Origin of the sequence: Micromonospora sp. NPDC051296 (assembly GCF_040682255.1) — a bacterium.
Classification (GTDB): domain Bacteria; phylum Actinomycetota; class Actinomycetes; order Mycobacteriales; family Micromonosporaceae; genus Micromonospora; species Micromonospora craterilacus.
Genome location: NZ_JBFBAO010000085.1, coordinates 1 through 20,254, shown reverse-complemented (window position 1 = coordinate 20,254; position 20,254 = coordinate 1). Strand labels below are relative to the sequence as shown.

The following is a 20,254-nucleotide window of genomic DNA, read 5'->3' as shown; positions in this document are numbered from 1 at the left end:
TCCTCACCAAAGACCGCGACAAGTAGCACGAAACGACCTCCGGGGGGTCAATCCCAATCCGTCGTTAGGGGGTCAGTTCCAGTCCGCCGTTGACAGGGCTGGTGCTACCACTTCTCTCGCCACCACACCGTGAGCATCCCGGCGATTCCTACGAAGACTATGCAACCAGAGCCAGTGCAGAGTAGTAGAGCAAGGCCGCCGAAGAACCCGTGGTCCATGGCCTGACTTTAGGCTTGCGGACGGAAGTCGTGACTGGCCGGGGCCGTTGTTGAGAGGGCGAAAGCCGCACGGCCTGCCGAGGCGAAGGGTCCTCAATAGACGATGATTCAACTTGGGGATGTAGGCGGGTCCTGGTCAGGGTGGAGGGTGCCGCCGCTCTGCTTGGGCACTCGCCGACCGGACGGTCCATGAAAGAGCGGCTTGATTGCCCGTGTGTCGGATGACGGGCTGACGCTCGCGGTCAGCGCGAAGCGGTTGCCGACCATAGGATCGGCGATCATGGGGGATGGTGCGGTAGTTCTCTGGGTGCACGGCGGTGGATGGTATTCACGCGACAGCACTGACGTGTCATTGTTCGAACTGCTCGGGATGCGGGTGGTGCATGCCCGTTACCGGCTCAGTGGCGAGGCGACCTGGCCGGCACAGCTCGACGACCTGCGCGACGAGGCCCGTGCGGCTCGGTTGCCGGGATCACCGCTCATCGTGGCAGGGGCGTCGGCCGGCGCCCACCTCGCCCTGCACGTCGGCTTGCGGGGAGTCGACCGTCCCGGCGATGTCGACGCGGTGCTGGCCTTCGAACCTCCGGTTGACCCGCTCGCACCGGACTGGCCACGGGCTCGTGTCGAGGGAAACCCGTGGCATCGCCTCCTGGGGCACGTCCCCGCGCCCGGCGACGCAGCCACCCTCGACTGCACGGTGACGAGGCATGTCGGCACCGGCACACCGGTGCTGCTCATGCACGGAATGAGCGACGCCGCCGTGCCGCCGACCCAGACGCTCGGGCTGGCCGCAGCTCTGCTCGCCGCCAGCCATCCGGTTCACGTGACCGTGACCGACGGAGCGCACGGCGAGGTGAATCTCCACCGCCCCGACGTTGATGCCGTCGTGAGGCGCTTCCTCGCCGCGCAGACGGCAGCCGTAATCCCGAACGTGGACGGCAGGCGGCAGCGGCAGCCGGAGGGCATTCACCCGCAGAGCGGGGCATTGTCGTCGTGAACGTGTAGATCCCGACGACGACTGTCTCCACTGGGCTGGACCGGTGCACTGATGCGCCGCACCAATATATAACATGTGCAATGGCACCTCGGGTTCTCCCTGGGAAGCGGTCGAGATCGACGTGACCTCGCCTGGGGAGAGGCCGGACACTGTCGGTGCGACGATCGGTGGAGGGAGGGCCTGCTTCCTGATCACGGCGGTCGCGTTCCCGGTCCTTGACCCTGTGCCGCGCGCGGACGCCCAGCCGCACCAACTCGCTCACGGCCCTCCCGAGCTTCTCACGACGGCGACCGTCGTCGTACCCATGCTCACCGTGCGCGAACCCGGGACTACCGTCCCACGTGGACCGGCCTACCCCGGCATCCGAGCCGGCCAGCACATTGACCATAGCCACAAGCAGAAGGAGGGAATGTGCGACGCACACAATTGCGCATCGCGCTTCTCGCGCTACCCATCGTCCTGGTGGGCGGCGTCCTCATGGCGCCCGCCGGCGCGGAGCCCGCGACGTCGACAGCCGCAGCGGACTCGGAACGAACCCATTCCGGCGACCCGGAGCTGGTACGCATCCAGCTGACCGGCGCTGACATGCTGGACGAGGTCGTCGCCGCCGGCTTCGACATCGAGCACGGCCTCAAGCGCGTGCCGGACGGCATCGAAGGCGAGGCGGTCGTCAACGCCGAGCAGGTCGCCGAACTTGAGGCGATGGGCGTCGAGATCCTCGGCGACGACGAGAGCTTCGCCTGGAGCGAAGAAGCCGACGGCGGCATCGAAGCCCTCGGCGCGCAGGCCGCCCAGTCGTTCAGCCACGAGCAGACGGTACGGATCGCCCGCGCCGACTGGTTCACCACCAAGGGCCAGGGTTTCCTCTACGTCGAGGCCCGGACCACCTCGGGGCAGCAGACGAATCCGATCGTCACGATGCAACTCGAGAACGACCTGGGCGCGGGTACCTCGTTCGGCTTCACCCGGACAATGAGCCGGTTCGTCGACTCCGGGCAGTACATGTTCCACCGGAACCTGTTCAAGCTCGACACCCGTCCGAACCAGATCCGGGTCACCAGCTCGACCGGCGGCGTCGCCACCGGCTTCGTCTCCAACTGGCTTGAGGACGGCGCACCGCCGCTGACCGCGAACCCGGGCTACAAGTGGGACTTCGTCGACGGTTACAAGCACCCGCAGCAGCTCTACAGCCGCGCCGAGGAGATCGCCCGCCAGTACCCGGGCATCGCCCAGATCGTCTACCTGCCGTACGAGACGAACGGCTACCAGCGTAAGGCGCAGGCCACCATCGGCGGCACCGGGCAGGCTGCGGTTGTGATCAGCTCGGCGGCGTGGGGCCACGAGGGTGGCAACGACATCACCGTCGAGTTCGTGAACCGGCCGGGGGCGGACCTCCCGCTCGCGGTCGAGGTCAACGGCACTGCCGTTCGGGTTCTGCTCGCGAAGAACGCGTCCGGCGCGCTGGCGAGCACCGCGGCGCAGGTCGCGGCGGCACTCAAGACGCAGTCCGGCGGCCTGATCGACCGCGCCCACCCGTACCGGACCAACACGGGCACCGGCATCGTCCAGGCGGCGGCGCCCGTCGCGCTGACCGACTTCCTCGACCAGAAGCGCGTGGGCGCGCCGGAAGGTGAGGTGCCGCGCGGCCCGGCCACGATTCCGGTCCTGCGGATCGGCAAGCACCGCGACGGCAGGAACCCGGGTGTGCTGATCCAGGCGCAGGACCACGCCCGCGAGTGGGTGCCGGCGACGACCACGCTGGAGACGGCCGAGCGTCTGGTGCACAACTACAAGACCGACTTCGAGACGAAGAAGATCGTCGACAACACCGACATCTTCCTCATCCTGTCCAACAACCCCGACGGGGCGAACTACAGCTTCTACAACTTCGCCTCGCAGCGCCGGAACCTGACGAACCACTGCCCGGACGACAACGCGGATCCGGCCCGGCGTAACTCCTGGGGCGTCGACCTGAACCGGAACTACCGGGTCGGGTCGGCTCACGACGGCTACGCGGGCGGGTCGACCAGCTGCATCAGCGACACCTTCCAGGGCCCGGAGAAGCTGTCCGAGCCGGAGTCGAAGAACGTCGTCTGGCTGGTCGAGAAGTACCGGAACATCAAGTTCATGATGTCGGTGCACTCCAACGGCGGCCAGCTGTTCTGGCAGCCCGGCGCCTACATCGCGAACGGGCGGATCACCACGCCGCGCCCGCCGCTGCGGGACGAGTTGTTCTACTGGCAGTCGGCCGCCCGAATCCTGTCGCAGGTCAAGGCGCACCGCGAGACCGTCGTCACGCCGGAGAACGTCGGCGGCTCGTCGGACGTGCTCTACTCCTCCGCGGGCAACGTGCGCGAGGACATGTACCACACCTACGGGATCTACGCCTTCGGCTGGGAGGTCGGCGGGTCGGTCTACAACCCGGCCACGGGCAACTGGCAGGGCGGCTCGTTCCAGCCGGCCTGGGTCGGCAACCCCGAGCTCGTCAGCGGCCACGCCGAGACGATGGAGTACGCCAACGGGATCATGGAGATGTTCCGGATCGCGGCGGAGTGGGGCAAGGACAACAAGAAGCCGACGTCCCAGCTCGTTCCCGGCGGGGGAAGCTACCCCGGACCGGTGGACGTGCGCTTCGAGTCGAGCGAGCCGGCCACCATCTACTACACGACGGACGGCAGCCGGCCCACCTTCGACTCGCCGCGCTACGCGGCGACCGAGTTCCGGGAGCCGGGGCAGGTGTTCCACGTGAGCGAGACGACGACGTTCCACTGGTTCTCGGTCGACACGGCGGGCAACATCGAGCAGAACTACGACCCGTCTGACAACGACACCCGCAACAACTACCGTAAGGCGACGATCACGGTCGCGAAGTAATCGGCGGAAAGCCGCCATCCGATGACCGTTGCCTCGTCAGTGGGGGGTTCCGCCCACACTGGCGAGGCAACGTTCGTGGCTGCTCAACCCGGCGGGCGCGGTGGACACCAGCTGTGTGTGGCAGACCATCGCCGCCGACGAGGTTTCCTATGGCTGAAGCAGCACCTTGATGGCCCGGCGCTCGTCCATGGCCTGGTAGCCCTCGGCGGCCTGCTCCAGTGGCAGGCTGAGGTCGAAGACCTTGCCGGGGTCGATCTGCCGCGTCCAGATCAGGTCGATCAACTCGGGCAGATAGCGGCGTACGGGTGCGGGGCCGCCGTGCAGGTGCACGTGGGAGAAGAACAGCTCGTCGCCGGGTAGTTGGACGTCGTGGGCGACTCCGACGAAGCCGAGGTGACCCCCGGCGCGGGTGGAGCGGATGGCCTGCATCATCGACTCCTGGGTGCCGACCGCCTCGATGACGGAGTGTGCGCCGAGCCCGTCGGTGAGGTCCTTGATCCGTGTGACACCGTCGTCGCCGCGTTCGGTGACGATATGGGTCGCGCCGTAGTGGGCCGCGAGTTTCTGGCGGGGCTCGTGCCGGCTCATCGCGATGATCCGTTCCGCGCCGAGCCGCTTGGCCGCGAGCACGGCGAGTAGACCGACCGCGCCATCCCCGACGACCGCGACGGTCTTGCCCGGGCCGACCTCGGCGGCCACGGCTCCGAACCAGCCGGTGCCGAGCACGTCGGAGGCAGCGAGCAGGCCCGGGATCAGGTCGTCCGCGGGGATGTCCGGCGTCGCGACCAGGGTGCCGTCGGCCAGCGGTACGCGCAGGTACTCAGCCTGGGCGCCGAGCCCGCCGATGGGTTCCCGATGAAGGCATGAGGTCTGATAGCCCGCCTGGCAGATCGGGCAGGTGTTGTCGGAGGCGAAGAAGGAGCCGATCACGAACTGGCCCGGTCTGATGTCGTTGACCTCACTGCCGACCTCCTGGACCGTGCCGACGTACTCGTGGCCCATCGGCGAGGGCCCCGTGACGGCCGCGATGCCGCGATAGGGCCACAGGTCGGAACCGCAGATGCAGGTCGCGGACAGTTGGATGATCGCATCGGTCGGTAGGAGGATCCTGGGTTCCTCGCGCTCCTCCACCCGGATGTCGCCGGGGGCGTGCAGGACAGCACCACGCATGGTCTTACCTTTCATCCTCGGCGGGTTCACCAGAGTCGGTTTGCCCTCCCCGGCTTACCCGGAGTGCGGTGTTGCGTGCCTTCGCCGTCGGCTGTCGTCGCGGCGAGTTCGGTTAGGAACCGGTCGACGAGGCCCTTCGCCGCCCATCCGGCAGGAAACCCGGCGCGGGTGACGAGCGCCGTCCCACGCTGGGCCCGGTGAGGGAATGAGGCACCTCCCGCACGAGGGGCCGTCACCCGTTCGCCCTGGCCGTGGTCAAGATCGCGGCCGACGGCATTCCGGCCATAAGATGCGTTGATGGAGGGACTGAGTCGTCTGTTCCGGCTGGCCGCTGACCATGCGGCCGCCTACCGGCGGTCGTTGCCGGACCGGCCCGTCGGCACGTCGGTCGACCCGGACGTGTTGGCCGAGGCGTTCGGCGGCCCGTTGCCCTCCGCGCCCACCCCACCAGAGCAGGTGCTCGCGGACCTGGTCAGCGCGGCCGAGCCCGGCCTGGTCGCGAACGCCGGGCCGCGATACTTCGGGTTCGTGGTCGGCGGCGCACTGCCGGCGGCAACCGCGGCTGACATGCTCGCCGCCGGCTGGGACCAGATCGGGCACAACGCCGTCACGTCGCCGGCTGCCATCGCAGCCGAGGCGGCCGCTGGCAGCTGGCTGAAGGAACTGCTGGGGATCCCGGCGTCGGCATCGGTCGGTTTCGTCACAGGCTGCCAGGCGGCCAACACCGTCGGGCTCGCCGCCGGCCGGCATCAGGTGCTGGCGGACGCGGGTTGGGACGTGGAACGACGCGGGCTACTCGGTGCGCCGCCGATCCGGGTGATCGGCGGAGAGGAACGGCACGCGACCATCGACCGGTCGCTGCGTCTGCTCGGCCTCGGGACCGACGTGATGGAACCGGTGCCCGCCGGGCCGAACGGCGCCATCGACCTCGGGGCGCTGCGGGACGTGCTGCGAGCCGGCAGCGCCGGCCCCACCATCGTCTGCCTTCAAGCCGGCAACGTGAACACGGGTGCCTGCGATCAGCTGCGGGAGGCGTGCGAGCTGGTCCACCGACACGGTGGGTGGGCGCATGTGGACGGAGCATTTGGTCTGTGGGCGGCGGCAAGCCCCGCCACCCGTCACCTCGTGGACGGACTGGAGCTGGCGGACTCGTGGGCCTGTGACGGCCACAAATGGCTGAACCTTCCGTACGACTCGGCCTTCGCGTTCTGTTCCCGGCCCGACGTGCATGGCGCGGCGATGTCCTACGCTGCCGCGTACCTGGTCGGTTCAGGCGGCGCACCGGTGGGGTCCGACCTGACCGCCGAGTCGTCCCGCCGGGCCCGTGGGTTCGCTGCCTGGGCCGGATTGCGGGAACTGGGCCGCGACGGGGTGGCGGCACTGGTGGACCGCTGCTGTGCGCTGGCCCGCCGGTTCGCCGACGGGCTGACCTCGGCCGGGTTCGAGGTGGTGAACGAGGTGGTCCTCAACCAGGTGCTGGTGGGCTTCGGTGACGATGCGCGCACCGACCGGGTGGTGGCAGCGGTGCAGACGGACGGCACCTGCTGGGCGGGCGGCACGACCTGGCGTGGACGCCGACTCATGCGGATCTCGGTGTCGAACGCCACCACGACCGAGGCGGACGTGGACCGGTCGGTCGCCGCGATCACCCGCCTCGCCACCTGACGTCAACGACGCTGGCCGGCTGTCACTGGTCGAAGAGCAGGGACGTCAGTTTGGTCGTGCCCTGCCGGAGCGAACCAGGGCCGGCGGTGGTCTCGATAAGCGCCCGCCGGCAGCCGTCGGCCTCCACGTAGACGAAGCCGGTGGGCAGGTGCAACACGGCGAAGCGGCTGGCCGGCGTACGGCAGGCGGCGGCCGGGCCGGCGGCGGTCAGTTCCCGCTTGACCGCCGTCCACCTCCCGGCGGCGAGTTCGCCGCCTGACCGGAAGTCGCCGGCGGGCTTTCCGCCGCCCTGCTCGCTCTCGGGAACCTGGTAGATGCAGACGCGGATGTCCGCGTCGTCGGCGGCCAGGACGCCTGGCGTGGTGCCCTGGTCACCCCCGAACTGGCCGGTCACCCACACCATGTCCGCCCACCGCTGGCTGCACCCGCTGGCGACGGCCTCGTCGGACTCGATTTCCCGCAGTACCCGGGTGGTGACGCGCTCGGCCGGCAGCCGGTCGTACGCCGCGCGGAACTCCTGGCGTGGCTTCCCGCAGACGTCGATCGGCACCCCGGGGCGGACCCAACGGCCCTGCGCATCCAGCAGCGCCAGCCACGGTACGAACGGCAACTCCATCGTGCAAATGCCCTCCGTCGACCTCTCGTCCGGCAGCCGTAGTGCCACGACCAGCGCGGCCACGTCGTCCGCCCGCTCCTCCACCGCGACCAGATCCTCGCCGCCGCTGGGCCGCCGCTGCGGTACGACCCGGCAGACGACGGCCGCCACCGGCTGGAATCCCTCGTCCATCAACGGCAGCGTGAGCGCCTCCTGGCTGCCGGTGAGGTCGATTTCCGTCTCCGACGTGGCGGCGTCGCATGACTCCCAGCGCGGGTGCACATTGGGCGGCCCGGAGGAACGTTGCGGCTCCGCGCCACCGTCGCCGGCCGGTGCGGCACCCGCGCAGCCGCCTACCGCCAACGCAAGGCCGATCACCAATGCCGCTGCCCGACCCCCCATGGCGAACCCCCAACATCGTCGGTCAAGTCATTGACTGAGACTACGGCCCGTCGTGGCGGGTTCCACCGCGCAACTCGGCGATCCCGCTACTGTCGGATCGTGCGTGACATCGAGACCGTGGCAGAGGCGTTCCGCGCGGCGCGTGGTTTCGACAGTTCGCCGCTGTACCGTCAGTTGCTCACGGTCGTTGCGAACGACGAGGCGTTGCTCGGACTGGCGGCCCGAACCCGGCATGGGCAGCAGCCGACGTTCGCGCTCTTCGGCGCCGTCCACTACCTGCTGTTGCGCGGCGAGCCCGACGCACTGGCCGAGTACTACCCGTCGGTCGTGGGTGACTCCGCACGCCCGTTCGACCGAAACACCGGCCGCGCCTTCATGCGATTCTGCGACGTGTACTCGGCGCAGATCACGTCGATACTCAGCACGCGTCTGGTGCAGACCAATCAGGTGCAGCGCGCCGTGGTGATACGGCTCGGTCTCGCGCTGCTGCGCCGGGTGACGTCGGCACCCGTCTGCGTGGTCGAGGTGGGTTGCAGCGCGGGCCTGAATCTGCGTGCCGATCGATACGCCTTAACGGTGGGCGGTGCCGCCTTCGGCGACCCGACCTCGCCGGTGCACATCCACGTCGAGGTTCCCGAAGCGGGCCTCCTGCCCGACCTGGACGAGCTGCCGGAGGTTGCCGACGTCGTCGGCGTCGACCTCGCTCCTCCCGACCTCACCGATGACGACGACCGGGCGTGGCTGCGCGCGCTCGTCTGGCCGGAGAACTCGCACCAGGCGGCGCAGTTGCAAGCGGCGATGGACGTCGTGGCGGCCGACCCGCCAAGGGTGCTGCGCGGCAATGCCATCGAGATCGGCCCCAAGGTCGCGGCGACCCTCCCACCAGGACTACCGCGACTCGTCGTGCACACCGCGACCCGGATTCACGTGCCCGCTGAAGACCGCCCGGCCTTCGACGCCGCCGTCGCCTCGTTCGGAGTGCACGGTCCGATGCTGCATCTCGCGCTGGAAGACGAGCAGCTCATCGCGCCCTCGGGCCGACCTGGCGTCGGACTGACCGCGACCGACGCCGCGGGAAGTCGGACCGTCGCCGTCGCCGACGGGCACCTGGCCTGGCTGGAACCACTTCCCGAAATGAACGACATCGGCCCGCCGGTCACCCTGCGCTCCCCGGTCACCGGGCGAGGAAGGCCGCCAAGCCGTCGAGGGCGCGGGTGATGTCGGTGTCGTCGCTGTAGGGGGCCAGACCGAGCCGGAGCGCGTGCTCGTCGTCCAGACCGAGGCGGCGGAACGGCTCGTACGCGTAGAAGGATCCGGCGGGGGCGAGGACGTCACGGCCGAGGAGGAAATGGTAGGCGTCCCATGTCTTGCGGCCGGGCAGGGTGATCAGCAGGGTCGGGGTGCGGTCGGCGGCCCGGGAGTGGACCACGACGTCGGCGCCCAGCGCCGCGAGTCCGTCTTCGAGCCGGCGACGAAGGCGCGTCTCGTGCTCGTCGACGGCGTGCAGGGAGGCGCGCAGCCGCTCCCGCCGCGAGGTGCCGCCGTCCGTGGCTCCGCCGGAGCCAGGGGCGATGCCGGCGAGGAAGTCGACGGCAGCGGTGGCGCCGGCGAGGGTCTCGTAGGGCAGGGTGCCGAGTTCGAAGCGTTCGGGGACGGTGTTGGTGGAGGGCAGCAGCTTGTCCGGCTCCAGGGTCTCGAGTAGGTCGGGGTCGGCGGCCAGGACGCCGCAGTGTGGGCCGAGGAACTTGTACGGGGAGCAGACGTACAGGTCAGCACCGAGGGCGGGGACGTCGACGAACTGATGCGCGGTGTAGTGCACGCCGTCGACGTGGACCAGCGCGCCGACGGCGTGCGCGGCGTCGGCGATCGCCCGCAGCGCAGGCTTCGTGCCGAGCAGGTTGGACGCGGCGGTGACCGCGACCAGCCGCGTCCGCTCGGTGACAGCGGCCTCGACGGAGGCAGGGTCGAGCTCGGCGGTGGCGGGATCGAGGTCGATCCAGCGTACGACCGCACCGGCGTTCTCGGCGGCGATCACCCAGGGCCGGATGTTGGCGTCGTGGTCGAGCCTGGTCACGACGACCTCGTCACCCGGGCACCACTGCCGGGAGATCGCCCGAGCGAAGTCGAAGGTCAGCTGCGTGGCGCTGCGGCCGTGGACGATCCCGCGGGCGGGGACGCCGAGCAGGTCGGCGTAGGCCTGCCGGAACGCGGTGACCGCGGCGTCGGCGTTGGCCTCCGACACCGCGCCCGCGCCGCGGTTGGACAGCGGGCTGGTGATGGTGGCGGCGATCGCGTCGGCGACCGGCTGCGGCGTCTGCGTGCCGCCCGGACCGTCGAAGTGCGCAATGCCGGAGGCCAGGGACGGGAACTGCGCTCTCAGCGCAGCGACGTCGAACCCGGCTGTCGCGCTGGCGGCGGATGCGATGGAGGTCAAGTCGGTCTCCTGACGGTCGAGCCTGTGCGTATGCAACATAGTGCAGATCGTTGGTCTCGTGCAATATGCTGCATGTCGCGACCGGGCTCCTGGTGGACGGGTCGCCTGCCACCAGGGCTGAGTGCGGAGGTGCCGATGGAGACCAGGGCCGGCTGGAGCGACCCGTTCGTCGAGCGGGTCGGCCAGGAGGTGCGCCGGCGCCGTCAGGAGGCCGGCATGACGATGCAGCAACTGGCCGACGCCTCCGGGGTGAGCGTGCGGATGCTCAGCCACATCGAGCTCGGCGAGGCCAACCCCAGCCTGGTCACCGTCGCCAAGGTCGCCCACGCCCTCGGCACCGACTTCGCGTCGCTGGCCCGGCAGACCCGGCCCGGCACGCTGGTCGTCAACGCCCCTGGCACCGCTACCGGCATCTGGTCCTCAACTGCCGGAAGTCACGCGGTGCTGTCGGCCGCGAGCACGCTGCGCCCCTCGGCGGCGCTGTGGGACTGGACCCTCGTACCCGGGGACTCCTACCAGGCCGAGCCGGACCCACCCGGCAGCGAAGAGTTGTTCCTGGTCATCAGCGGCGTCCTGACCCTGATCGCCGAAGGTCACGACGACACCGTCCTCGACGCCGGTGCGTCGGCGCGGCTCGCCACCGACCGCGAATACGGCTACCGCAACGACGGCAGCGGACCTGTCCGGTTCGTCCGCGTCGCCCACGTCACCGCCTAGCTTGATCCTCACCTGCCTCAAGAGTTGGTCAAAGTCCAGGTTCACGACACCCGTCGATGACGATGCATGTGCATACGCTCACCTCCGGCCCAGCCATCACACACCACCGTGGACTCACACGGTGGTTGCGGGTTTTGGAGGCAAGGACATGACTCATTCCCGGAGAGCCCTGGGATGCGTGCTGCTAGCCACACTGCTGGCGGGCACCGGCCCTGGTTCAATCGCCAACGCGCAGGCAAGTACCAACGATCAGTCGTTGGGCATTCAGTCCGGCGTGTCGCTGCCGCCGGACGCGAAGGGCAACCCGCCGCCGTGGTCGGGCAAGGCGTTCCGCCAGGGCGTCGTGGCGGTGGCCAACCCCTACGCCGCCGAAGCCGGTGCACAGATACTCGAGAGCGGTGGCAACGCGATCGACTCCGCGGTGGCGATCGCGTACGCCCTGAACGTGGTCGAGCCGCAATCGGCTGGCATCGGTGGCGGCGGCTTCATGATGATCCATCTGGCCGCGAGCGGTGAGACCGTGGCCATTGACTCGCGTGAACGCGCCCCGGCCGGGGCGACGCCGGACATGTTCGTGGGCGTGCCGAACGCCTCGCTCCAGGGTGTGGCGGTCGGCGTACCGGGGATGGTGCGCGGTACCGAGATGGCGCTGGAGCGTTACGGCAAGCTGTCGCTCGCTCGTACGCTGCAACCGGCCATCAAGCTGGCCGACGACGGCTTCGCCGCGACCCTGCGGTACTCGGATGCCAGTTGCAGCAGCCGCGCGCGCAACTCGCCGGAGGCCGAGGCGTACTTCTGCCCGGGCGGCGTGGCACCGGTGGTCGGCTCGCTGGTGCAGAACAAGCCCCTTGCCGAGACGTTTCGCCTGATCGCCGCCAACGGTGCCGACTGCTTCTACAGGTACCTGCCGGAGCAGGGCTGCGACATCGCCAAGGGCATCGTCGAGGGCCAGAAGTTCAACCGGCCGCAGGCGCCGAACGGCAAGGGCGGCAGCATGACCTTCGCCGATCTCGAGAACTACCAGGCGACGCTGCGGGTGCCGACGGAAGCCACGTATCGCGGACACAAGATCAGGTTGATGTCGGCTCCGTCGTCGGGCGGCTTGACCATCTCCCAGATGCTGAAGATGCTCGAGCGTCTGCCGATCGGGGACGAGAGCCAGGGCTTCGGCTTCGGGTCACCGAAGACGGTGAACGTCATGGTCGACGCGATGCGGCTCGCGTTCGCGGACCGGTCGATCTGGATGGCCGACAGCGACTTCGTGCCGGTGCCGGGCAAGGGGCTGCTGCATCCGGAGTACGTCGCTGTCCGTGGGGCGGCGATCGTGGCGGGCGAGCGGATCACGCCGAACCCGTCCCCGGGAGACCCGCGCCCGTTCGAGGATCCGGAGGTGGAGGCCGGCACGCTGGTGCCGACGGCCGAGCCGGTCACCGGGCCGGGCGAGACGACCACGCACTTCTCGGTCGTGGACAAGTGGGGCAACATGGTGTCCTACACCAACACGATCGAGTCGGGGCACGGGATCGGTGTCTTCGCCGGCTACCCCGGCACCGGCGGATCGTTCCGCAACTTCGGCTTCCTGCTGAACAATGAACTGACCGACTTCAACCTCACGCCGACCGTCAATCCGTACACCGGCGAGCCCGGGTACAACGACGTGCAGCCGAACAAGCGGCCGCGGAGCAGCATGACGCCGACGATGATCCTCACGCCCGACGGCAGGCCGCTGGTTGCCTTCGGCTCGCCCGGCGGTGCCACGATCATCAACTCGGTGTTCAACGTCGCCCTCAATCTCATCGACCACAAGATGACGATCCAGGATGCGATCGACGCGCCCCGCGTCTCGGTGACCAGCACGGCAAGTTCGGTGTCGCTGGAGAACGGCTTCCCGGACCAGACCGTCAGCGCGCTACGTGCGCTGGGCTACACCGTGAGCACCGGCGCCGACATCGGCTCGGTGCAGGCAGTGGTGGTCGATCCGAAGACCGGCAAGCAGTACGGTGGCGCCGACTCCCGGCGTGAAGGAACGGTGATCCCTGCCCAGGCCGCGGTCGTCCTGACAGATCAGGTGGATCGGCGCGGAACCCCTGTCTGGAGTGGTCTTTGCTGAAGACCGACTTCAGGCAGGGGTTCCGTGTTGGGTGCTCTTGACACTGCGCGTCCAACGCGGACAAGATTCATCGTTGTGAACGTTAACATTCTCGAAAGAGGAATGTCATGTCACCGCTGCACCGCGCGCGCCGACGACCACCAGCCACCCCCACTCCACCGCGCTCAGCCACCCGTCTGCTCGTCGCCGGCACGCTGCTGGCGCTGGTAGCCGGACTCCTGCCCGGCACGGCCACGGCCGCCGCGGCCGACGTCACCGACGGCCTGCTGGTCCGCTACGACCTGACCCAGACGACCGGCAGCACCGCGATCGACAGCTCCGGCAACGGCAACCACGGCACCGTCAACGGCGGCGGCACGTGGACCGGCCAGCACGGCCTCCAGCTCGACGGCGTCGACGACCACGTGAAGCTGCCGAACAACCTGATGACCGGGTTGTCGTCCATCACCGTCTCGGTCGACGTCTACGTCGACGCCACGCAGCAGACCCCGTACTTCATCTGGGGTCTGGGCAACCCGGCGACCTCGTCGGCGGGGACCGGCTACCTGTTCACCAGCGGTGACGCGTTCCGCGCCGGGATCACCACGACCAACTGGTCCGGTGAGCGGGTGACCAGCAAGGGCGCGAACCTGGCCCGCGGCGTGTGGAAGTCCGTCACCTACACCCAGACCGGCACCACCGGCACCCTCTACGAGGACGGCGTGCAGGTCGCCCGCAACACCGCCGTCACCGTGCTGCCCAGTGCCGTCGGCAACGGCACGACGACCAACAACAACCTCGGCAGGTCGAACTACGCCAGCGACCGGTTCCTCAAGGGCAGGGTGCTGAACTTCCGGATCTACGACCGGGCGCTCAGCCCCGAAGAGGTGGCGACGATCGCGTTGCCGGACACCACGCGGGTGGCCGCCGACACCGGCGCGCTCGACCTGGGCGACCTGTCCAGGGTGACCGGCAACCTGACCCTGCCCACCGTCGGCGCGTACGGCTCCACCATCGCCTGGTCCTCCAGCGACCCGGCGACGATCAGCCCGACCGGCACGGTGACCCGCCCCGCCTCGGCCACCGGCCCGGCCCAGGTGACCTTGACGGCCACGCTCACCCGAAGCGCCGTGAGCGACACCCGGACGTTCACCGCCACCGTGCTGCCCAACGAGTCGGATCAGGGCCGGGCCGAAGCGGCAGCGGCGGCGCTCACCCTGGTCCACACCGGCGACGTGCGGGGCAACCTCACCCTGCCCCGCACCGGCCTGCACGGGGCCACCGTCGCCTGGCGGTCCAGCCAGCCCGCGATCGTCGCCCCGGACGGTGTCGTGCACCGGCCGGCACACGGCACCGGCGACGTGCGCGTGACGGTGACCGCCACCGCCACCGTCGGCACGGCGACCGCCGAGCGGGCCATCGAGCTGACCGTCCGCGAGCTGCCCGCCCCCGAGCCGTACGCCGGATACGCGTTCAGCTACTTCACCGGGAACTCGATCGCCGGGGAGAAGATCTACTTCGCAGCCAGTCGTGGCAACAACGCCCTGCGCTGGACCGAGGTCAACGGCGGCCAGCCGAAACTGGAGTCGACCCACGGCACGCTGGGGCTGCGTGACCCGTTCCTCATCCGGTCCCCGGAGGGCGACCGCTTCTATCTGATCGCCACCGACCTCTCCATCGGTCGCAACGGCAACTGGGATGTCGCCCAGCGTCAAGGTAGCCGGTACCTGGAGGTCTGGGAGTCGACCGACCTGGTGAACTGGTCCGAGCAGCGGCACGTTCTGGTCTCGCCGCCGACCGCCGGCAACACCTGGGCACCGGAGGCGTACTGGGACGATGCCCGCGGCGAGTACCTCGTGTTCTGGGCCTCGAAGCTGTACGCCGCTGACGACCCGAACCACACCGGCAACACGTACAACCGGATGCTGGCCGCCACCACCCGCGACTTCGTCACCTTCAGCGAGCCGACGATCTGGCAGGACCCGGGCGGGTCCCGCATCGACTCGACGGTCATCAAAGCCGGCGACACCTACCACCGCTTCACCAAGGACGAGGGCGGCGGCGGCACCGGCTGCTCGGACATCATCCAGGAGAAGTCCTCCTCGCTGACCGCCGTCGACCTGCCGGGCAAGCCCTCCTGGTCCCCGGTCGACGCGTGCATCGGCCGCAAGGCCGGCACCTCCGCCGTCGAGGGGCCGACCGTGTTCAAGGCGAACCCGGGCGACACCTCAGGCTCGGCGTACTACCTGTTCGTCGACGAGTACGGCGGACGCGGCTACATCCCGCTCGGCACCAACGACCTCGACAATCCGAACTGGCGCGTGCCGGCGGCGTACAACCTGCCCGCCAGCCCCCGTCACGGCACGGTCATCCCGGTCACCCAGCGGGAACTCGACGCCCTGCTCGACGCGCCGCCTCCGGTGAAGCGCACCGAACAGGGCCTGGTCGCCCACTACCCGCTCAACCAGAGCACGGGCACCACCGTCACCGACGACTCCGGCAACGGCTACCACGCAACGCTGTCCGGGGACGCCAACTGGAGCGACAGCTCGCTGTCCCTCGGCGGCGGCAACGGCCACGTCCGGCTGCCCGACAACATGATGTCCGGGCTCACCGAGATCACCGTCTCGCTGGACGTGAACATCGCCGCGGACCAGGCCACGCCGTACTTCATCTGGGGTTTGGGGAACACCGACGCCGGCGGTGCGGGCAACGGCTACCTCTTCACCACCGGGAACAACTACCGGACCTCGATCAGCCTGAGGAACTGGACCGGTGAGGAGACCGCCGGCAGCGCCAGCGCCGTGCCGCGCGGGGTCTGGAAGACACTGACCTACACGCTCGACGCCACCGGCACCGCCCGGATCTACCTGGACGGAATTCGGGTGGCCGAGAGGACCGGCGTGGTCAACCGTCCCGGCGATATCGGCAACGGCCGTACCACGGCCAACTACATCGGCCGCTCCCTCTACACCGCCGACCGGCACCTCAAGGGCCGAGTCCGGGACTTCTCGATCTACAGTCGGGCGCTCACCGACGCCGAAGTGGCCGGGCTCGGCGCCAACGGGACCAGCGTCACCGGTGTGCAGCTCGACAGCCTGAAGGTCGCCGCCCTGATCGACTCGGCGACCAGCACCATCACCCTCCCGGTCAAGCCGGGCACCGACCTGCGCAACCTCGACCCGGCCTACCAGGTCGCGCCGACCTCCACCAGCACGCCGGCCGGTCCACGGGACTATTCGTCGCCGGTCAAGCTGACCGTCACCAGCCAGTCCGGCGCGACCCGCGAGTGGACCGTACGGGCCGTCGAGATGCGCTCCCCGGTCCTGCCGGGATTCAACGCCGACCCGAACATCGTGCGGTTCGGCGAGACCTACTACATCTACGCCACCACCGACGGCCACCCGAACTGGGGCAGCTCGACGTTCAAGGTGTGGTCGAGCCGAAATCTGGTCGACTGGACCGAGCACGGCACGATCCTCGATCTCGGGCCGGACGTCTCCTGGGCCGGCACCAACGCGTGGGCCCCCGCGGCCATCGAGAAGAACGGGAGGTACTACTTCTACTTCTCGGCCGCGCAGAACATCGGGGTCGCCGTGTCCGACTCGCCGCTCGGACCGTTCGTCGACCCGCTCGGCAAGCCGCTGGTGGACAAGGCCGACTACAACGGGGCACAGCAGATCGACCCCGCGGTCTTCACCGACGACGACGGCACCAGCTACCTCTACTGGGGCAACGGCAACGCCTACGCCGTGCCGCTCAACGACGACATGATCTCCTACGACGTGACCAGACGGGTGCGGTTCACCAACCTCACCGGCTTCCGTGAGGGCCTGTTCATGAACAAGCGGAACGGCAGCTACTACCTGTCCTGGTCCATCGACGACACCCGCAGCGAGAATTATCGCGTCGGCTACGGCGTCGGCACCAGCCCGCTCGGGCCGTTCACCAACCGGGGCGAGATCCTCACGAAGGACCCCAGCCAGGGCATCCTCGGCACCGGGCACCACTCCATCCTCCAGGTCCCCGGCACCGATGACTGGTACATCGCCTACCACCGCTTCGCGATCCCGGGCGGCGACGGCACCCACCGGGAAACCACCATCGACCGGCTCCACTTCAACGCGGACGGCACGATCCGGCCGGTGATCCCCACCTTGACCAGCGTCGCGCCGCTGCGCTACGAAGGCGGCCAACCGCAGGCCACCGTCTCCAAGCCGGGCGCGGACGGCTGGCACGGCGTCGGCGCGGCCCTGACCCTCACCGCCGGACCGGCCGTGCGGCTGGTCGACTACCAGATCGACGGCGGCGCCTGGTTCCCGTACCGGGAACCGGTCACGCTACCGGCCGGTACCCACCGCATCGACTACCGGGCGCAGGGCGTCAATCTGTGGTGGAGCGACCCCTGGTCACTGACCGTCAAGGTCGACCTGGTCGCGCCGACCGTCGAGGCGACCGTGACCGATCGGACCGTCACCATCAGCAGCAGCGACACCGACTCCGGGGTGGCCCGGACCGAGTACCAGGTGGACGACGGCCCCTGGCAGCCCTACCTGTCGCCGCTGGCCCGGAACGCTGCGGCACACACCATCCGCTATCGCGCCACCGACGTCGCGGGCAACACCAGCGCCGAGGGCACCCTCCAGGTACCGGCGTTGGCGTCGGCACCCGTCGCCAAGGACCGCCCTGAGATCGACGGGGCAGCCAAGGTCGGCAAGGTTCTCTCGGCCACCCCAGGAGAATGGAACCAGCGTGGCCTCACGTTCGAATACCAGTGGCTGCGCGACGGGGTACCGATCGCCGGTGCTACCGGACGGCAGTACGCACCCCAGGTCGCCGACGTCGGCCACCGCCTGTCCGTGCAGGTGACGGCAACCCGCCCGAACACCGTCCCGGGCGTCGCCCGGTCGAAGGAGACTCAGCCGATCAAGGCCGCCAAGTAGTCCTGGATCGAGAGATGGCGGGGTGCTCGGCCACACGACGGGCCGAGCATCCCGCCTTCGGTCATCGAGTGGATCCCTCTGCGTGAACTATTTTGCTCTTGTGCGGTGATCGACTTCGTACACCATTTGCGGGTGGATTCCCAATTGATCCCCGGTGGATATCGAACTTGTTCAGCGATAGTGATTGTCCTCACGGCCCACATGCCTTGCTGGTGCGGGCGGAAGCGCCGTTGATCTCCCTATGCTGGGCTGCGGATGATCGTCCGGCTCCCCGATGCCAGCGGCCAGGGCAGCAGGTGGTGGGCCGTGGACGGTGTTGAGCAAGTCGGGGGAGAGAGTAGCGAACGATGACCGCTTCCACACGGATCTGGGATGGCATGTCCATTCCCGCCCCCGGCAGCTACGAGCTTGACGCGGCCCACAAGCGAATCGGGTTCGTCGCCCGGCACATGATGGTGAGCCCGGTTCGAGGCGAATTCCGGGAAGCGAACGCGCACATCCTCGTCGCCGAGGATCCACTCGAGTCATCGATCGCGGTGACCATTAGAGCGGACAGTCTCGACACGGCGAACGCCGATCGGGACACCCACCTGCGCAGCGCCGATTTCCTCGACGTGGAGCAGTTTCCCACCCTCGAGTACCGCAGTACCGGGATCGCGTTGCTGGAGAAGACCGATCCGATCTTCTTCTGGGCGAAGCTGAAGAACCACCGGCTCGGCCGCCGGGCGGTCTCGACGGAGCCAACCCCGGAGGCGAGCCCGGTGACCGCGCGGTTCGTGCTCACCGGCGAGCTGACCGTCAAGGGGGTCACCCGTACGGTCGACCTCCAGGTCGAGTTCGGCGGTGCCCGACGCGACCCGTACGGGCAGGACATCTTCGGGTTCAGCGCGACGGCGGAGATCGACCGGGAGGACTACGGTCTGGTCTGGAACGTGGCGCTGGACAGCGGTGGTGTCCTGGTCGGCAAGAACGTGCGCATCGAGATCGCTGGCGAGGCGATCCGGCAGGGGTAGCTGCTCCCCGCCGTCGGTCTTAACGTGGCGTTCACGGCGTCTTCCCGCCGGGACGGATTTATTGATCGCAATGTCTGCGACAATCTGCCTGTCCCTGCCATGTCCTCAGCCGGGCTCCCCCACCCGCCGTGGCAGGTGACAGTCAGGAGTCGTCGAGTTGGCTCGCGCACGTAAGGCCGCCCTCGCCACGGTGGTCGCCGTGGTCCTGTCCGTCCTCGTGGTCCCCACGCCGGCCCACGCCACCCCACCCAACATCCCCTCGTACAGCACGGCGGTGAGCCGGCTCAACTCGCTGACCGTGGCGGCCGAGTCCCACCAGTCCAGCTACAACCGTGACCTGTTCCCGCACTGGATCACCATCACCGGCACCTGCAACACCCGGGAACAGGTCCTCAAGCGCGACGGCACCAACGTCGTCGTCGACGCCAGCTGCTACCCGACCTCTGGGTCCTGGTACAGCCCGTACGACGGCGTGACCCGCACGAACCCCGCCGAGATCAGCATCGACCACGTGGTTCCGCTCGCCGAAGCGTGGCGGTCCGGGGCCTGGTCCTGGACCACCGCCCGGCGCCAGACCTATGCCAACGACCTCGGTGGACCTGAGCTGTGGGCGGTCACCGGCAGCATCAACTCGTCCAAGGGCGACAAGGACCCGGCCAGGTGGAAGCCCCCGGTGGCCTCGTTCCACTGCACCTACGCACGAGCCTGGATCCAGGTGAAGTGGTACTACGGCCTCACCGTCGACAGCGCTGAAAAGTCGGCGCTCAACACCATGCTCGGCACCTGCTGACGGCCATCGGCGGCGCGATCCGCCGTCTCCCGCGTCGGGGAGACGGCGGATCGGCACGCTCATCCCGGATCGAGTGAGCGGCCAGCCGCGACCCTGTGTGACCGTAACCCTGCGTTGCCGCGCGGGCCCGCGTCGGGCTCGCCGCCGGTACCCCCGCTCAGGCTTTGCTCTACCTCAACCCACGCACTAGCAGCTGACCAGCACCAACCCGCCGGGCCGTCGTCGTGCCGCGCCGCAGCGGCAGGCACAGGTAGTGACTGTTGCGTCGGTTGAAGCAGAGCAAAGACATCCCAGGTGCTTGGATGTCAAGCGGTGGCGTGGTTGGGGTGGTGTGACCAGGCGGTCGT

Annotated in this window: 12 protein-coding genes; 9 read left to right on the top strand and 3 right to left on the bottom strand. The window is 69.0% G+C overall.

The features are described 5' to 3' along the window. Positions 1-498 precede the first annotated feature (498 nt). Both AB0M52_RS12230 and AB0M52_RS12225 read left to right on the top strand, forming a co-directional pair. Positions 499-1,215, top strand: a complete 717-nt coding sequence (locus AB0M52_RS12230) for an alpha/beta hydrolase fold domain-containing protein (RefSeq protein ID WP_363952435.1) — start codon at positions 499-501, stop codon at positions 1,213-1,215. 411 nt (positions 1,216-1,626) lie between these two features. After that, positions 1,627-4,089 (top strand): M14 family zinc carboxypeptidase, encoded by a 2,463-nt coding sequence (locus tag AB0M52_RS12225; protein ID WP_363952432.1) that lies wholly within the window; start codon positions 1,627-1,629, stop codon positions 4,087-4,089. A gap of 147 nt (positions 4,090-4,236) precedes the next feature. Here AB0M52_RS12225 and AB0M52_RS12220 read toward each other — a convergent pair whose 3' ends face one another. Continuing rightward, positions 4,237-5,259 (bottom strand): zinc-dependent alcohol dehydrogenase family protein, encoded by a 1,023-nt coding sequence (locus AB0M52_RS12220; RefSeq protein ID WP_363952430.1) that lies wholly within the window; start codon positions 5,257-5,259, stop codon positions 4,237-4,239. A 297-nt stretch (positions 5,260-5,556) separates the two neighbouring features. Here AB0M52_RS12220 and AB0M52_RS12215 point away from each other — a divergent pair, with 297 nt between their 5' ends. Then, the gene (locus AB0M52_RS12215; RefSeq protein WP_363952428.1) at positions 5,557-6,924 is read left to right on the top strand and encodes a pyridoxal-dependent decarboxylase; all 1,368 of its coding nucleotides are present in this window, start codon (positions 5,557-5,559) and stop codon (positions 6,922-6,924) included. Between the two features lie 22 nt (positions 6,925-6,946). Here AB0M52_RS12215 and AB0M52_RS12210 read toward each other — a convergent pair whose 3' ends face one another. Further along, positions 6,947-7,711: a hypothetical protein gene (locus tag AB0M52_RS12210; RefSeq protein WP_363952426.1), complete on the bottom strand. Its 765-nt coding sequence runs from the start codon at positions 7,709-7,711 to the stop codon at positions 6,947-6,949. Between the two features lie 111 nt (positions 7,712-7,822). Between AB0M52_RS12210 and AB0M52_RS12205 the strand changes: the two genes are divergently transcribed. Beyond that, entirely contained in the window at positions 7,823-9,139 is a 1,317-nt protein-coding gene (locus tag AB0M52_RS12205; RefSeq protein ID WP_363952423.1) for a DUF2332 domain-containing protein, read from the top strand. Here the strand turns inward: AB0M52_RS12205 and AB0M52_RS12200 are convergent. Then, a complete protein-coding gene (locus AB0M52_RS12200; protein ID WP_363952420.1) occupies positions 9,096-10,355 on the bottom strand; it encodes a cysteine desulfurase-like protein in 1,260 nt (419 codons plus the stop codon). The two genes, AB0M52_RS12205 and AB0M52_RS12200, sit on opposite strands and share 44 nt — an antisense overlap. Before the next feature lie 135 nt (positions 10,356-10,490). Here AB0M52_RS12200 and AB0M52_RS12195 point away from each other — a divergent pair, with 135 nt between their 5' ends. The 5 genes from AB0M52_RS12195 to AB0M52_RS12175 all read left to right on the top strand — a co-directional run bounded on the left by AB0M52_RS12195 (position 10,491) and on the right by AB0M52_RS12175 (position 19,907). Then, positions 10,491-11,072 (top strand): XRE family transcriptional regulator, encoded by a 582-nt coding sequence (locus AB0M52_RS12195; RefSeq protein WP_363952417.1) that lies wholly within the window; start codon positions 10,491-10,493, stop codon positions 11,070-11,072. A 148-nt stretch (positions 11,073-11,220) separates the two neighbouring features. Continuing rightward, the gene (gene ggt / locus AB0M52_RS12190) at positions 11,221-13,182 is read left to right on the top strand and encodes a gamma-glutamyltransferase (protein ID WP_363952414.1); all 1,962 of its coding nucleotides are present in this window, start codon (positions 11,221-11,223) and stop codon (positions 13,180-13,182) included. Between the two features lie 107 nt (positions 13,183-13,289). Then, positions 13,290-18,104, top strand: a complete 4,815-nt coding sequence (locus AB0M52_RS12185; protein ID WP_363952411.1) for a family 43 glycosylhydrolase — start codon at positions 13,290-13,292, stop codon at positions 18,102-18,104. 347 nt (positions 18,105-18,451) lie between these two features. Further along, the gene (locus tag AB0M52_RS12180; protein ID WP_363952409.1) at positions 18,452-19,117 is read left to right on the top strand and encodes a YceI family protein; all 666 of its coding nucleotides are present in this window, start codon (positions 18,452-18,454) and stop codon (positions 19,115-19,117) included. Positions 19,118-19,274: 157 nt separating this feature from the next. Further along, complete coding sequence (locus AB0M52_RS12175) at positions 19,275-19,907, top strand: HNH endonuclease family protein (protein ID WP_363952406.1); 633 nt, start codon at positions 19,275-19,277, stop codon at positions 19,905-19,907. The last annotated feature ends 347 nt before the right edge of the window (positions 19,908-20,254 follow it).